The sequence below is a fragment of the Salmonella sp. 741265055_HSA genome, assembly GCF_046569525.1.
GTDB lineage: Bacteria > Pseudomonadota > Gammaproteobacteria > Enterobacterales > Enterobacteriaceae > Salmonella > Salmonella enterica.
Genome location: NZ_JBKFSQ010000013.1, coordinates 42,465 through 57,162 on the forward strand (window position 1 = coordinate 42,465; position 14,698 = coordinate 57,162).

The 14,698-nt window shown below is 51.8% G+C and carries 14 protein-coding genes; 9 read left to right on the forward strand and 5 right to left on the reverse strand.

Annotated elements, in window-relative coordinates; all coding sequences use genetic code 11:
- Positions 1-79: 79 nt before the first annotated feature.
- From ACLD4K_RS09560 to ACLD4K_RS09580, 5 genes are read right to left on the reverse strand one after another with little or no spacing between them, the layout of a single operon-like run.
- Complete coding sequence (locus ACLD4K_RS09560) at positions 80-1,273, reverse strand: 3-hydroxybenzoate 6-monooxygenase (RefSeq protein WP_411011754.1); 1,194 nt, start codon at positions 1,271-1,273, stop codon at positions 80-82.
- Between the two features lie 14 nt (positions 1,274-1,287).
- Positions 1,288-1,932: a maleylacetoacetate isomerase gene (maiA, locus tag ACLD4K_RS09565; RefSeq protein WP_000781187.1), complete on the reverse strand. Its 645-nt coding sequence runs from the start codon at positions 1,930-1,932 to the stop codon at positions 1,288-1,290.
- A gap of 8 nt (positions 1,933-1,940) precedes the next feature.
- Positions 1,941-2,642: a fumarylacetoacetate hydrolase family protein gene (locus tag ACLD4K_RS09570; protein WP_000170627.1), complete on the reverse strand. Its 702-nt coding sequence runs from the start codon at positions 2,640-2,642 to the stop codon at positions 1,941-1,943.
- A 15-nt stretch (positions 2,643-2,657) separates the two neighbouring features.
- Complete coding sequence (gene gtdA, locus ACLD4K_RS09575; protein ID WP_183059271.1) at positions 2,658-3,695, reverse strand: gentisate 1,2-dioxygenase; 1,038 nt, start codon at positions 3,693-3,695, stop codon at positions 2,658-2,660.
- An 11-nt stretch (positions 3,696-3,706) separates the two neighbouring features.
- Entirely contained in the window at positions 3,707-5,065 is a 1,359-nt protein-coding gene (locus ACLD4K_RS09580; protein ID WP_023201136.1) for an MFS transporter, read from the reverse strand.
- Positions 5,066-5,190: 125 nt separating this feature from the next.
- Between ACLD4K_RS09580 and ACLD4K_RS09585 the strand changes: the two genes are divergently transcribed.
- From ACLD4K_RS09585 to preA, 9 genes are all read left to right on the forward strand, one after another.
- Entirely contained in the window at positions 5,191-6,099 is a 909-nt protein-coding gene (locus ACLD4K_RS09585) for a LysR substrate-binding domain-containing protein (RefSeq protein ID WP_374735805.1), read from the forward strand.
- A 131-nt stretch (positions 6,100-6,230) separates the two neighbouring features.
- On the forward strand, positions 6,231-6,629 hold the full coding sequence (locus ACLD4K_RS09590; protein ID WP_000045719.1) for a CidA/LrgA family protein: 399 nt from the start codon (positions 6,231-6,233) through the stop codon (positions 6,627-6,629).
- Entirely contained in the window at positions 6,626-7,321 is a 696-nt protein-coding gene (locus tag ACLD4K_RS09595) for a CidB/LrgB family autolysis modulator (protein ID WP_058110907.1), read from the forward strand. The genes ACLD4K_RS09590 and ACLD4K_RS09595 overlap by 4 nt, the downstream gene beginning before the upstream one ends.
- A 153-nt stretch (positions 7,322-7,474) precedes the next feature.
- Positions 7,475-8,359: a cytidine deaminase gene (cdd, locus tag ACLD4K_RS09600; protein WP_001629962.1), complete on the forward strand. Its 885-nt coding sequence runs from the start codon at positions 7,475-7,477 to the stop codon at positions 8,357-8,359.
- 428 nt (positions 8,360-8,787) lie between these two features.
- Positions 8,788-10,830 (forward strand): hypothetical protein, encoded by a 2,043-nt coding sequence (locus ACLD4K_RS09605; protein WP_411011755.1) that lies wholly within the window; start codon positions 8,788-8,790, stop codon positions 10,828-10,830.
- A 186-nt stretch (positions 10,831-11,016) separates the two neighbouring features.
- Positions 11,017-11,736 carry an outer membrane permeability protein SanA gene (gene sanA, locus ACLD4K_RS09610; RefSeq protein WP_000920081.1) on the forward strand — a complete coding sequence of 240 codons (720 nt, stop codon included), beginning with the start codon at positions 11,017-11,019 and terminating at the stop codon, positions 11,734-11,736.
- On the forward strand, positions 11,733-11,978 hold the full coding sequence (locus ACLD4K_RS09615; protein ID WP_411011756.1) for a DUF2542 family protein: 246 nt from the start codon (positions 11,733-11,735) through the stop codon (positions 11,976-11,978). Before sanA ends, ACLD4K_RS09615 begins: the two co-directional genes overlap by 4 nt.
- A 204-nt stretch (positions 11,979-12,182) precedes the next feature.
- Positions 12,183-13,424, forward strand: a complete 1,242-nt coding sequence (locus ACLD4K_RS09620; RefSeq protein WP_411011757.1) for an NAD(P)-dependent oxidoreductase — start codon at positions 12,183-12,185, stop codon at positions 13,422-13,424.
- A complete protein-coding gene (gene preA / locus ACLD4K_RS09625) occupies positions 13,418-14,653 on the forward strand; it encodes an NAD-dependent dihydropyrimidine dehydrogenase subunit PreA (protein WP_000956097.1) in 1,236 nt (411 codons plus the stop codon). The genes ACLD4K_RS09620 and preA overlap by 7 nt, the downstream gene beginning before the upstream one ends.
- Positions 14,654-14,698: the final 45 nt, after the last annotated feature.

The following is a 14,698-nucleotide window of genomic DNA, read 5'->3' on the forward strand; positions in this document are numbered from 1 at the left end:
TATCATAACGCCTCTCTGCGATGAGCAAAACTTTTTGCCGGGTGGCGGCGCAAACGCCACGCTACGTCACGTAAAGTGCTCAACGCGGCTCAAGACAGTTATCTTCTTTCCAGCCGTACAGCCATTCGATACCGCGATAAAACGCCTCCTGCGATTTTCCTTTCCACAACAGATTACGTACCTGACGCTCCACCCCGGCGGCGTGATAGAGACGCCCCATCTCGCGGGTAGACCAGACGATACGCGCCGTGCGGGGAATACGCACCGACTCATACAGCGCAAATGCCTGCTGCGCGTCGCCGTCGCAGCGTTCCAGCGCTTTGCCCAGCGTGACGGCGTCTTCCAGCGCCATACAGGCCCCCTGGGCCATATATTGCGCCACCGGATGCGCGGCGTCGCCCACCAGAGTGATACGCTCGGTTCCCCATTTCGCGACCGGCTCGCGATCGGCGGTCGACCAGCGGCGCCAGGAGGTCGGCTTATCCAACATCTGACGCGGGCGGGGATGAATACCGGCAAAATAAGAGAGCACCTCTTCTTTACTGCCGTCTTTCACGCCCCACTCTTCTTGCTGGCGGCTATGGAATGTCACCACCAGATTGTACTGTTGACCTCCACGGAGCGGATAATGGACCAGGTGACAATGCGGGCCTGCCCACAGCACCGGTGCGTTAATACGTAAATCGTCCGGCATATCGTCGCAATCAATCACCGCCCGATAAACTACATGCCCCGTTACGCGCGGCGCATCGCCGAGTAAACTTTGCCGCACGACCGATTTAACGCCGTCGCAACCCACGAGAATATCCGCCGTCCAGCTATTTCCATGCTCATCAAACACCGTAACGTCATCCGGCGTCTGGCGGATATCGACAATATGGGTCGAGGTACGATACTCCACGCCAGGGTGCGTCAGCGCCGCTTCCCATACCGTTGCATGAATATCTACCCGGTGAATTACCGCATACGGCCCGCCAAAATGGTCACGGAACGCCTGTCCGGTTTCAATGCATACCACTTCTTCGGCATTCACGGCATCCATCATGGTAATGTGATCGGTAAACACCGCACGCTGGCGGGCAACATCGCCCACCCCGAGACTATCCAGCGCCGAAAAAGCGTTCGGCCCAAGCTGAATACCCGCGCCAATCTCGCCAATTTCGTGCGCTTTTTCCAACAGCATGACTTTTATTCCCTGGCGCGCCAGCGACAGCGCGGTCGCCGCGCCGCCGATTCCGCCACCTACAATAATTGCGCTTGTCACGTGAGTCATGGTCATTCTCCTTTTCAGGCCGGGATTTTATCTTGTTGATTTTCCGGCGCGGCGGCAATAAACGCCGGTAGCTGTACGCAAGCGTCATAAACGGCTTTACAGCGCGGATAGCCTGATAAATCGCAGCCCATCCTGAGCGCATTCGCCCACTGAGGAATCAGGCAGCAGTCCGCAAGGCCTGGCGTGTCGCCCACGCAGAATCGTCCGGACTGACTTTTACGCAATAGCTGCTCTACCGCGCTTAACCCTTGCTGTATCCAGTGGGCGTACCAGCGTTTTTTATCCTCTTCGCTAACCTTCAGCTCATCGGTCAGGTAGCGCAACACGCGCATGTTATTGATTGGGTGTATATCGCAGGCGATAGCGTAGACAATTTCCAGCGCCTGGCTGCGCGCCGGGTCGCTCGTCGGCAGCAGCGGCGTTTGCGGAAAATGTCGGTCCAGCCAGTCGACGATGGCCAGCGATTGCCCCAACGATTCGCCGTCATCAGTGACCAGCGTCGGCACCAGGCCTACCGGATTCATCCGTCGGTAGGCCAGCGCATTCTGCTGGCCGATACGAATATTGACGCCCACCGTCTGGTAATCAATCCCCTTTAACGCCAGCGCAATACGTACACGATAAGACGCCGAACTATTAAAGAAACTGTACAGCTTCATCGTTCACCTCAGACAATTTTCACAGCAATCGGCGTCAGACCTTCTACGTTCCCGGTGATGACATCCCCTTTCACCACGGCGCCCACCCCCTCTGGCGTACCGGTGAAAATCAAATCGCCTGGCTGCAATTCAAAAAAGCCGGACAAATAGCTGATGGTTTCATTCACCGACCAAATCAGATGACGAATATCGCTGCGCTGATGGTCTTCGCCGTTAACCTGTAGCCAAATAGGGGCGTTATCCACATTATGCGTTTCAGCGGCTTTGTGTAATGGCGCAATGGGCGCGGAGAGATCGAACGCTTTGCCAATTTCCCACGGGCGTCCCATCTGACGCATTTCCATCTGACGATCGCGACGCGTCATGTCCAGACCGGTGGCGTATCCCCAGACATATTCATGGGCTTTTTCCAGCGGGATATCGCTCCCCTTTTTACCAATCGCCACCACCAGCTCAATTTCATAATGGTAGTTATCGGTCTGCGCCGGATACGGCAGTTCCAGGGTATCCCCCGCCACTACCGGGACGACAGCGTCCGCTGGTTTACAAAAGAAGAACGGCGGTTCGCGATCGGGATCAAAGCCCATTTCACGGGCATGGGCGGCATAGTTGCGACCCACGCAGTAAACGCGACGTACCGGAAACTGCTCATCACTGCCCGCCACTGGTACTGTCACCGGGGCCTGCGGCTGGAATACATATTTGGTCATGTTCTCTCTCCCTAATTAATAACGTGCTTCGCGGAACAGCCCCAGGGCTTCCTGAACCGGCTTGTCCGAAAAGCTGAATAACACCGTGTCTTCGCTGCTACGAAACGACACCTCATGCCAGGTCGGCGCCACAAAAATGTCTTTTGCGGAAAAATGAAAAGTTTCGTTGCCGATAGTGACCTGCCCTGCCCCTTCAACGACGTGGTAGATAGTGCTGTCGGTGCTCCGCGCCACACGCGAGGCAAAGCCTTTTGGCAGCAGTTGCAGGAACGCGCCCATTGACGGCATCGGATAACCGCCGGTGACGGGATTAACGTAACGCAGCTTGTAACCTTCCCACTCATCCGGATCGCCCATACGGGTCAGATCGTGCAGCGCCTCGCGACTGCGGTCGTAACGGTAGTTGAAAATCGGCGACGAATTCCCGCGCTGGTGGCGCAGCGGCAGCATATTCGCTGCATAGCGCGGCAGATAATCGCCCTCTTTTCGCGTTACCGGCTGCTGATCTTCGGGATAGTCTTCCGCAAACCCACAGCCCAGGAGGTTGACTAACGGCAGATCCAGACCATCCAGCCATACCACCGGCTCTGACCCCGGATTACCATGATCGTGCCAGCGCCACTGCGGCGTCAGGATAAAATCGCCGGTATGCATTGGCGTGCGCTCGCCGTCCACCGCGGTAAATGCGCCTTTACCTTCGACGATAAAACGCAGCGCCGACTGGTTATGGCGATGACTCGGCGCGACTTCGCCGGGCAGGATCAGCTGTAAACCAGCGTATAAGGTCGCCGTAATCGACGACTGACCGCGCAATGCCGGATTTTCCAGCACCAGCACCCGGCGGATCGCCTCTTTCGCGCCAATGACATTGCCGCTTTCCATCAGTAGCGGACGAATTTCCTGATAATTCCAGTAGGCCGGCGCGCAGTTGGCGTTTGGCGTCTGCGGTACCAGGTGATGTAACGATTCCCACAGCGGCGTCAGATTCTGCCCGGAAATATGCTGGTAATACTGTTGACGGCTATCTTTTACGTTCTGATTTATTGCAGACATGGAGATTCTCCTTATTCGTTTACGACGCTGGCACGCGGCAGGTCGTCAGGTACAGAAATCGAAAGGCGGACAACCACCGTCAGCAGGGTAAGCATTACCGCGCTGATAGCCGCCGGAATAGCAATGACAAAAAACAACGTATCGAAAGAGAAATTGAGGGCCATCATCATGCCGCCGGAGAGCGAACCGACAATCGCCCCGCAGCGTCCAATGGCGTTCGACCAGCTCACGCCCGTCGCCCGGCTTTGGGTGGGGTACAGCGTTGCCGTCAGAGCATTCAGCCCTACCTGGGAACCGCTAATACCGATGCCGGTACCAAAAATCGCCAGCGCCATCAGCCAAAGGCCGTTTTCGCTCAGGCCTATCATGACAATGCAAACCGCGCCCAGCGCATAGCTCACCGCCAGTACCCGGAACGGGTTAAGCCGGTCCATCAACACGCCGAGTAACAGCGCGCCAAGCGTGCCGCCAACCTGGAATGCGGCAGTCACCCACGACGCCTGTTGCAGATCAATACCGCGATGGTTAAGTAACGTCGGCATCCAGCTGGAAAGCAGATAGATAATGAGCAGGCTCATAAAGAACACCACCCATAACATCAGGGTAATGACAAGCTGTCGCCCGGCAAAAAGCTGGCGAATACTGCCTTTGGCGACGGCTGCCGTCTCATGCAGAAAGAATTGCGTATCGTGATAGCGCTCGCCGGTAATGGCGCTGACCGTCCGGGCGACAACGGCTTGCGGTAGTTGGCGACGTACCTGCCAGCGGGGAGATTCCGGCAGCGCGAACAGCAGGCCGAAAAACAGCAGCAAAGGCAAGATGCCGCCTAGCGCCAGAATTCCGTGCCAGCCAATCAGCGGCACCAGTTGCGCGCTCACAATCCCGCCCATCGCTGACCCCAGGGTAAAACCGCAGAACATCAGCGTGACCAGCGCTCCGCGTCGACGAGCGGGAAGGTATTCCGACGTCATGGTGATGGTATTCGGCATCGCTCCGCCCAGTCCCAGACCGGTTAAGAAGCGCAGCAACACCAGGGTTTCTATATCCGGCGAGAAAGCGGAAAGCAGGCTCAATGCGCCGAATAGCGCCACGCAAAGCTCAATGACCCGCTTGCGGCCAAAGCGATCCGCCAGCGGCCCGCATAGCAGCGCGCCGGCCGTAAGCCCCAGCAGCCCTGCGCCAAACAGCGGCGCAAGTTCGCTGGCGCTTAGCTGCCAGTGGGTACGAATATCCGGGGCGATGAAGCCAATCGCGGCGGTGTCGAAACCATCGAGCATAACCACCAGAAAACAGCAGATGATAACGCGCCACTGCATTTTGCCGACGGGCGCGGCATCAATAAGGGCTTGTAGATCACGTCGTTGAGTCATAGTTAATGCCTCAGTGCAGGGAGATAGATGTTGTTTTTATGTTTGCTATGTTACGAGTTTGTAGAGTGAGCGATAAAATGTACAATGGCTTTTCAGGCAGAGACATAACCTGGAGGTTATAGCGAATGGCGAACTGGGCGCAGAAATTGAAATTACATCACCTGCAAACGCTGGTTGCGCTGGGCGAACAGGGCAACCTGACGCACGTCGCCCGGATGATGAATATCTCCCAGCCGGCGCTATCGAAGTGGTTATCTCAACTCGAAGATGAGATAGGCATCACACTTTTTGAGCGCCACAGTAAAGGGCTACGCCCCTCGGAAGGCGGTAAATTACTGCTCCAGCACGCCCAGCGCCTAATTAACGATCTGGAGCGTTCACAGTATGAAATCGCCCGTTTCAAGCAGGGCGGCCTGGTTGGCAGCCTGAAGATCGGCTGTTCACCCGTGGCGACTGACTGCGTATCACAGGCGATTCTGAGCCTGCTTAACGAAATGCCGACGCTGCATCTGAATATTGAAGAGAAGGTAATGACGCCGCTGCTGCACGATTTGCTTGCCGGTCAGGTGGATGTGGTGGTAGGACGTGTCGGCGGACGCGCCCTGCAACTGCCGCTTAATTATCAGGTACTTTATACCGAGCCGGTCTGCTTTGTGGCGCGTCCACACCATCCGCTGGCCGCGCGAGCACAGATCGCCTGGAACGATCTGGCGCACTGGCGGTGGATAGTCTGGCCAACCGGCACCCCTATTCGCATCAGTATTGACAACGCCCTCGTCGATAACGGCGTCATGCTCCCGGAAAACACCATTGAATCGGCGTCAATGAACGTCAGCACCAATTTGCTGCAAAGCAGCGATATGATCTCTATTCTTTCTTTACGGCTGGCGCAACGCTATGCCAGCCAGGGGCAACTGGCGATTTTAAACTTGCCAAAAATTGAGCAAAAAGGCAGCGTAGGGATGTTCTGGCGTAAGAATGAGACGCCGTCTTTGGCCCTGAGTCGCTTTTTGTATTTTTTAGCCCAGGTTTAACGCCGCCGACCAGGGGCATTGCCCGATGTTCCTGCTGTCTATACCCACTATGCTAAGAATTCATGATGTGATCGGTAGCACGTTTTAACGTTTAATTGTATGATGAATCCATCTCATCAAGGGCTTTAAACATGAGTAAGTCACTGAATATTATCTGGCAATATATACGCGCTTTTGTATTGATTTATGCCTGTTTGTACGCAGGCATTTTTCTTGCATCACTGCTTCCTATCACTATTCCCGGCAGCATTATCGGGATGTTAATTCTGTTTGTGTTGCTGGCGCTGCAAATTCTGCCGGCAAAGTGGGTTAACCCCGGCTGTTATGTGCTGATTCGTTATATGGCGTTGCTGTTTGTGCCGATTGGCGTCGGGGTCATGCAATATTTTGATTTACTGCGCGCGCAATTCGGCCCGGTGGTGGTCTCTTGCGCTATCAGTACGCTGGTCGTTTTTGTGGTCGTAAGCTGGAGTTCACATCTGATACACGGTGAGCGTAAAGTGGTTGGGCAGAAGGGAACGAAAAAATGATGACATATATCTGGTGGTCGTTACCGCTGACGCTGGCGGTATTTTTCGCCGCCCGCAGACTGGCGGCGCATTTTAAAATGCCGTTGCTGAATCCGCTGCTGGTGGCAATGGTAGTCATTATTCCTTTTCTGTTGCTGACCGGTATTCCCTACGAGCACTACTTCAAAGGCAGCGAAGTCCTTAACGATCTGCTGCAACCGGCGGTGGTGGCGCTGGCCTATCCCCTTTATGAACAATTGCACCAGATTCGCGCGCGTTGGAAATCCATTATTAGCATCTGTTTTGTCGGCAGTATGGTAGCGATGATTACCGGGACATCCGTTGCCTTGCTGATGGGCGCAACGCCTGAAATCGCGGCATCGGTACTGCCTAAATCCGTGACTACGCCTATCGCGATGGCGGTGGGCGGCAGCATCGGCGGCATCCCTGCGATCAGCGCGGTATGCGTAATTTTTGTCGGTATTCTGGGCGCGGTGTTTGGCCACACGCTGTTAAACGCGATGCACATCCGTACTAAGGCCGCACGCGGGCTGGCAATGGGGACCGCCTCACATGCGCTCGGTACTGCGCGCTGCGCCGAGCTGGATTACCAGGAAGGCGCGTTTAGCTCCCTGGCGCTGGTGATCTGCGGCATTATTACCTCGCTGGTAGCGCCCTTTTTGTTTCCGCTCATTCTGGCGGTAATGCGCTAACGACGGGACAAAAGACCGGGTTAAAATTTGCGATACGTCGCGCATTTTTCATTTAAGTTTCACAAGTTGCATAAGCAATGAGATTTAGATCACATATTAAGACATAGCAGGCCCGTAAACTACGGTTCCATTACATTGTTATGAGGCAACGCCATGCATCCACGTTTTCAAACTGCTTTTGCCCAGCTTGCGGATAATTTGCAATCAGCGCTGGCCCCTATCCTGGCGGACCACCATTTTCCCGCCATGCTGACCGCAGAGCAGGTCTCGACGCTTAAAAATACGGCGGGACTGGACGAAGACGCGCTGGCTTTCGCACTGTTACCTCTGGCGGCGGCCTGCGCCCGTACCGATTTGTCCCATTTTAACGTCGGCGCGATTGCGCGCGGCGTTAGCGGCAACTGGTATTTCGGCGCGAATATGGAGTTCCTGGGCGCCACCATGCAACAAACTGTGCATGCTGAACAAAGCGCGATTAGCCACGCCTGGCTACGCGGCGAAAAAGGGCTCGCCGCCGTCACCGTTAACTACACGCCTTGCGGCCACTGTCGCCAGTTTATGAACGAGCTGAACAGCGGTCTGGATCTGCGCATTCATCTGCCGGGCCGCGCGCCACATACGTTACGCGATTATCTGCCTGACGCTTTCGGGCCAAAAGATCTGGAGATCAAAACGCTGCTGATGGACGAGCAGGATCATGGCTTTACGTTAACGGGCGATACGCTAACGCAAGCGGCGATTACGGCAGCCAATAAGAGCCATATGCCTTATAGCCACTCACCGAGCGGCGTGGCGCTGGAATGTAAAGATGGCCGTATTTTCACCGGCAGCTATGCGGAAAACGCCGCCTTTAACCCTACGCTTCCCCCGCTGCAAGGCGCGCTAAATCTGCTGAGTCTCAATGGCTATGACTATGCGGATATTCAGCGTGCGATTCTGGCGGAAAAAGGCGATGCGGCATTAATTCAATGGGATGCCACCGCCGCAACGCTGAAAGCGTTAGGTTGCCATAATATTGACCGCGTGCTTCTCAGCTAAGAGCCTATCCCATTAGGGCTATTTTACTTGCCATTTTGGACCTGGGCAGTGCTCAAAATCCTCACGTACTACGTGTACGCTCCGGTTTTTGCGCGCTGTCCGCGTCCAAACTGGCTGCGCCAATAACGCCTGGTGGGATAGGCTCTAACTCTTTCTCTCGTCAAATAACGCCGTCAGGTAAAAAACTGATGGCGCCTACGCCAGCCCCCATCTACATTAATACAACCGCTGTAAACCGAAAAATAGCATGTCCCCTAATACTCAACAAGGCAAGGGGGCTATCTTAAATAAACGTAATAATATCACGGCTCTCATCACGCTTAGCGCCCACAAATGAAAGAAAATAAAGTCCTTACCTCCTGCGAGACCCTGTGCAGTTACGGGTGACACTGAGCGACATACGACCACTAACGACCGGGGAATAAGACATGCCGAGGCCAGTTGGAAATAAAGAGTATGTGATTATTGATATGTCCTTCATGCAGGATGAAACTGTTCAAAAGGCAGTCAATGTAAATAACCGATCTTTCCAGATGATAAATTCAGCGGATCTGCCATTAATAGGTCACAGTAGTTCAACTTCAACCTTAAATGATCTCCTGGATCGCGCAGAAAACCGATCTCTCCAATCTTTTAGTTCGGAGTATCGGGATGCATCGAGTCGAAGCAGTTCGACGTTAACACTGAATGATACTCTCGATAGCACCAAAAACCGCCTCTTCCAACCGGTTAATTCAGACGGTTTAGGCTTAATAACGCGGAATAGTTCTACGTTAACGTTAAATAACCTTCTTGATAGCGCCGCTGGCAACGAACTCACTGTTCATCACCGACAAACGGGTTCCCAATTCTCATTAAATGACCTTCTGGACGCAATGGGAACAGAAGCGGCTGTTTCAGAAACGGCTGCCAATCAATACGGTGATTGTATAATAAAAATCCCTCATGACAGGACACCCGCTGTCAACGACGAAGTTAAATACATCGAAGCCAGGAATACCTGTGTCACGATCCCCGAAGAAATGCTCTCTCTTCGGACTGAAGTCGCCACCAATGATGTATGCCTTGAACTTGATGCTAAAATTCTGAAGATTTTAACGTGTCGTTATCAGTATCAATTAGATGCTATCGTTGGTGATATCATGCCGGCAGAGAGTGATAACGCCGAAAAAGTCCGCCAAATCATGAGAATGTACGCTGAACAATACAGACTCGTTTATGAGAAATCTGGCTGTTTTTACAAAGCATATATGTCATTGCATAAATGTGTGGAAAATTTATTACCCTATTCTTTCAGAGCGGGTGGGAATATTAGTTTTCATCTTTTGATACAGGCGCTTTTTTTTGATGGAAAATATGATAATGCGGAATTAAAACGCGAAAGTATAACACCAGAACCTACCGCGCCAATAACTATGAAACCGGACGCTTTCTTTAATAGCGTCCTCTCATTAAACTTATCGCAAGTTAAACTCTTTGGCGACATTATATCTGCATTACTCTTCCATTTCCCAAGTATTTTTTACCAGTATCCTAAGTTAAGAGATGAAATAAATCAGTGCATAGAGAAACGTACTGTGACGGGTTCCGTGATTGCCAGACTCACGTTGTGCCTGGCAAGCACGCTATTAGCGATCGCACCACTTGTAATGCTAAGTGGTGCAATGCAGGCAGGAACAATACTTCGGCATGTAGGAAGAGGTATCAGCTATATAGATATCCCTATCGTCTTAACTGTATTAGGTGAAAGCTGGTATCAAGCATACAAATATGGCTCATCAGGAAACGAAAAAGCGGCGCAGAAGTTTATCGCTCAAGAAGCAACGTTCAAGACAACACAACGGGTTCTAAGTCAGGGGTTAAGTTTATTCTCATCTTTATCTGGCTCAATTATGCGAAGCATAGGTAAAGGAACAGCTCCAGAAATGATGTTAATGTTTATTATAAATACATTGAATCTTTTTCTGCACCAAAATCCATACGAAGGTACGTCAGTCGGCGCAAAAGCATTAAAAAGGGCGGCCTACCTGGCTGGCAATGAAGCGATTACTGTGCAAACGATAGCCTTGCTGGTAGATCTTAAGAGTACGGGGGCCATTACCCAGCGATTATTTAACTGTTCAGACAGGCTCGTTTACATGATAAATCTTCGAAGAACACGTCCAAAGGATCAAGTGCATATATTAAAAGAGGTTATTAGTGCTTGTTCGCGCGGACACCGCGCTATTTTACAAGAAACGGATAAACAGAGGTGCCTGACAGCGATAGACCACATCTATAATGGTGATTTTAATCCCGCTTTATTAGAAGGCCTACCCGAAGAATTTACTGTTTTCCTTACTTACTTAAATACGTTACGAAAAAGAGATGCGTCATGCCTGAGTCTGGGCAACGAGGTAAACGAAAAAATCATTGCGGCGCTCATAAAAGTGCTTTCCTTCCGCGAAACCGTTTTGCTTGAGAATACCTGAGAACATCATTTTTTATGACGCAACGCGCTCTTATTTTTCATAGACGCACATCTCTGGCCAGAACATGTATACTCTGGCACCTGACTATGATGCTGAAAATCTCCGCAATCAGACGGCGGTTTCTTGCGCTACGCCTTCGGGTACAGTAGCCTGATCGTACTTTCATCCTGGTATCGAGTTTCCTGCATGTTAAAGCGCGTGTTTTACAGCCTGTTGGTCCTGGTAGGCTTGCTGCTGTTGACGGTGCTTGGCCTCGATCGGTGGATGAGCTGGAAAACAGCGCCCTATATCTATGACGAGCTACAGGATCTCCCCTACCGCCAGGTTGGCGTCGTGTTAGGGACCGCCAAATACTATCGCAAGGGTGTCATTAATCAGTACTATCGTTACCGTATCCAGGGCGCGTTAAACGCTTACAATAGCGGTAAAGTTAATTACCTGCTGCTCAGCGGCGACAATGCCCTGCAAAGCTATAACGAACCGATGACCATGCGCAAAGACCTTATCGCGGCGGGCGTCGATCCTGCGGACATTGTGCTTGATTACGCTGGCTTCCGTACGCTTGACTCCATTGTGCGTACCCGCAAAGTGTTTGATACCAACGACTTTATTATCATCACTCAGCGCTTCCACTGCGAACGCGCCTTGTTTATTGCGCTGCATATGGGCATTCAGGCGCAGTGTTACGCGGTACCTTCGCCCAAAAATATGCTGACAGTGCGCCTGCGCGAATTTGGCGCCCGCTTTAGCGCGCTGGCGGATCTCTATATTTTTAAACGCGAACCGCGTTTTTTAGGCCCGCTGGTACCTATCCCCACGCAGCATCAGGTACCGAATGACGCCCAGGGGTATCCGGCAGTTACGCCGGAACAATTGCTTGAACTGGAAAAGAAAAAAGGGAAATGATCATGGATGTACAGACGATATTTGTCATATTAGCCTTTCTGCTACTCCCGATTTTTTGCTTCCGTGAGGCCTGGAAAGGCTGGCGAACCGGCGCGGTAGATAAAGTTGTCAAAAATGCGCGAAAACCGGTTTATGTCTATCGCCATGCCGATCCCGTACAATATTGGTCTTATCTTTTTCTTTATACCGGTTGCGGTTTTTTATTTACTGGAATGATTATTTATCTTCTTTTTTATCGTTAATCTATTTATTACTTCTTTAAAATTGAGAATAGTTATTATTATGATATAAGGAACAAATGCTGTTTTGCATTCTGGTTTCATTTTTTTGTGAATTCTTTCACAGAATACCCTTCTTTCAATGCTTAGGCTGGCGGTAGATTTTGGATCATTAAAACGCGTTATTTGCGTTTCGCCTTAATTTATTCAAGCATTAAGGAAGATTATATGCCGCAACAAAATTATCTGGATGAACTCACGCCTGGTTTTACGCCATTACTGGCAATAAAAGAGGCTTCACGTTGTTTATTATGTCACGATGCGCCCTGTAGTCAGGCTTGCCCGGCGCAAACCGATCCGGGGAAATTTATTCGTTCTATTTACTTTCGCAATTTTAAAGGCGCAGCGGAAACTATCCGGGAAAATAACGCGCTTGGCGCCGTCTGCGCCAGAGTCTGTCCGACGGAAAAATTATGCCAGCGCGGATGTACACGTTCCGGAATAGATAAACCTATTGATATTGCACGCCTGCAACGTTTTATTACCGATTTTGAACAGCAGACTGCCATGCAGATTTATCAGCCCGGGAGTAAAACACGCGGGAAAGTCGCAATTATTGGTGCGGGCCCGGCAGGTTTACAGGCAAGCGTGACGCTCACGCATTTAGGCTATGACGTCACCATTTACGAAAAACAGCCGCAGCCCGGCGGATGGCTGCGTCACGGCATCCCGGCATTTCGTCTGCCGCAAAGCGTACTCGATCAGGAAATTGCCCGCATTGTAGAAATGGGCGTCAATATTAAATGTAATTGTGAGGTGGGCGGGTCGCTATCGCTTGCGCAACTCAAAGCCGAATATCGCGCCGTGCTGATGACCGTCGGGATGTCCTGTGGCTCTCATTTACCGTTATTTGAGCAAGCCAGTCACGTAGAGATTGCCGTTGATTTTTTACAGCGCGCCCGTCAGGCCGACGGCGATATTAGCGTTCCGCGTAGCGCATTAATTATTGGCGGCGGCGACGTAGCGATGGATGTCGCCAGTACGTTAAAAATTCTCGGCTGCCCTTCCGTCACCTGCGTGGCGCGGGAAGAATTAGCCGAATTCCCCGCCAGCGAAAAAGAATTTACCAGCACGCAGGCATTAGGCGTATCGATTATTGATGGCTTTACGCCTGTCGCCGTCAGCGGAAATAAAGTGACCTTCCACCATGTACGCCACTCAGGAGAACTGACGCTGGAAGCGGAAAATATTATTTTGGCCGTGGGGCAGCACGCGCGACTGGATAACTTTGCGGAGATAAAAGCGCAGCATAATATTATCGACACGCACAATTATCAAACCGACGACCCGGCGATCTTTGCCGCTGGCGATATTGTTAAAGGCGATAAGACCGTCGTTTATGCGGTAAAAACCGGAAAAGAAGCCGCTCAGGCTATTCATCATTATTTAGAGGAGGCCTGCTCATGTTAACAAAAGATTTGTCTGTTACCTTTTGCGGCGTTAAGTTTCCCAATCCGTTTTGCCTTTCTTCTTCTCCGGTAGGCAATTGTTATGAGATGTGCGCCAAAGCCTATGATACCGGCTGGGGCGGGATCGTTTTTAAAACCATTGGTTTTTTTATTGCCAACGAAGTCTCTCCACGTTTTGACCACCTGACGAAAGAAGATACCGGTTTTATTGGTTTCAAAAACATGGAGCAAATTGCTGAGCATCCGCTGGAAGAGAATCTGGCCGCCATTCGACGGCTAAAACAGGATTATCCGGATAAGGTGCTGATTGCTTCCATCATGGGGGAAAATGAGCAGCAGTGGCAGGAACTGGCGCGTCTGGTTGAGGAAGCCGGCGCGGATATGATTGAGTGTAACTTCTCTTGCCCGCAGATGACCTCACACGCCATGGGAAGCGATGTAGGGCAAAGCCCGGAGCTGGTTGAAAAATACTGCCGCGCCGTAAAACGCGGTTCATCTTTGCCAATGCTGGCGAAAATGACGCCGAATATTGGCGATATGTGTGAAGTCGCGCTGGCCGCCAAACGCGGCGGAGCCGACGGTATCGCCACCATCAACACCGTGAAATCCATTACTAACATCGACCTGAACCGCAAAATCGGGATGCCGGTGGTTAACGGTAAATCCAGCATCTCCGGTTATTCAGGAAAAGCGGTGAAACCCATTGCGCTGCGTTTTATCCAGCAGTTGCGAATGCACCCTGAACTGCGCGATTTCCCGATTAGCGGTATCGGCGGCATTGAAACCTGGGAAGACGCTGCCGAATTTCTGCTGCTGGGCGCAGCGACCCTACAGGTGACGACAGGCATTATGCAATACGGTTACCGCATTGTAGAAGATATGGCGAGCGGCCTCAGCCACTATCTGGCCGATCAGGGATTTGCCTCATTACAGGAGATGATCGGGCTGGCGAATGGCAATATTATCCCGGCGGAAGAGCTGGATCGCAGCTATATCGTCTATCCGCGGATTAATCAGGAGAAATGCGTCGGCTGCGGACGTTGCTATATCTCCTGCTATGACGGCGGTCATCAGGCGATGGAGTGGGATGAACACAGCCGCACGCCGCATTGCAATACGGAAAAATGCGTCGGTTGTCTGCTGTGCGGTCATGTCTGCCCGGTCGCCTGTATTGATTTAGGCGAGGTCAAATTTAAAAAAGGCGAAAAAGAACACGCGTTAACGCTGTAGCTCACGGTATGAAGCCCGGCGCGCAGTTTCGCTGCGCCGGGTTAT

Coding starts and splice junctions, on each gene's coding strand:
- ACLD4K_RS09560 (WP_411011754.1), bottom strand. CDS start 1,273: ATGACTCACGTGACAAGCGCAATTATTGTAGGTGGCGGAATCGGCGGC.
- maiA (WP_000781187.1), bottom strand. CDS start 1,932: ATGAAGCTGTACAGTTTCTTTAATAGTTCGGCGTCTTATCGTGTACGT.
- ACLD4K_RS09570 (WP_000170627.1), bottom strand. CDS start 2,642: ATGACCAAATATGTATTCCAGCCGCAGGCCCCGGTGACAGTACCAGTG.
- gtdA (WP_183059271.1), bottom strand. CDS start 3,695: ATGTCTGCAATAAATCAGAACGTAAAAGATAGCCGTCAACAGTATTAC.
- ACLD4K_RS09580 (WP_023201136.1), bottom strand. CDS start 5,065: ATGACTCAACGACGTGATCTACAAGCCCTTATTGATGCCGCGCCCGTC.
- ACLD4K_RS09585 (WP_374735805.1), top strand. CDS start 5,191: ATGGCGAACTGGGCGCAGAAATTGAAATTACATCACCTGCAAACGCTG.
- ACLD4K_RS09590 (WP_000045719.1), top strand. CDS start 6,231: ATGAGTAAGTCACTGAATATTATCTGGCAATATATACGCGCTTTTGTA.
- ACLD4K_RS09595 (WP_058110907.1), top strand. CDS start 6,626: ATGATGACATATATCTGGTGGTCGTTACCGCTGACGCTGGCGGTATTT.
- cdd (WP_001629962.1), top strand. CDS start 7,475: ATGCATCCACGTTTTCAAACTGCTTTTGCCCAGCTTGCGGATAATTTG.
- ACLD4K_RS09605 (WP_411011755.1), top strand. CDS start 8,788: ATGCCGAGGCCAGTTGGAAATAAAGAGTATGTGATTATTGATATGTCC.
- sanA (WP_000920081.1), top strand. CDS start 11,017: ATGTTAAAGCGCGTGTTTTACAGCCTGTTGGTCCTGGTAGGCTTGCTG.
- ACLD4K_RS09615 (WP_411011756.1), top strand. CDS start 11,733: ATGATCATGGATGTACAGACGATATTTGTCATATTAGCCTTTCTGCTA.
- ACLD4K_RS09620 (WP_411011757.1), top strand. CDS start 12,183: ATGCCGCAACAAAATTATCTGGATGAACTCACGCCTGGTTTTACGCCA.
- preA (WP_000956097.1), top strand. CDS start 13,418: ATGTTAACAAAAGATTTGTCTGTTACCTTTTGCGGCGTTAAGTTTCCC.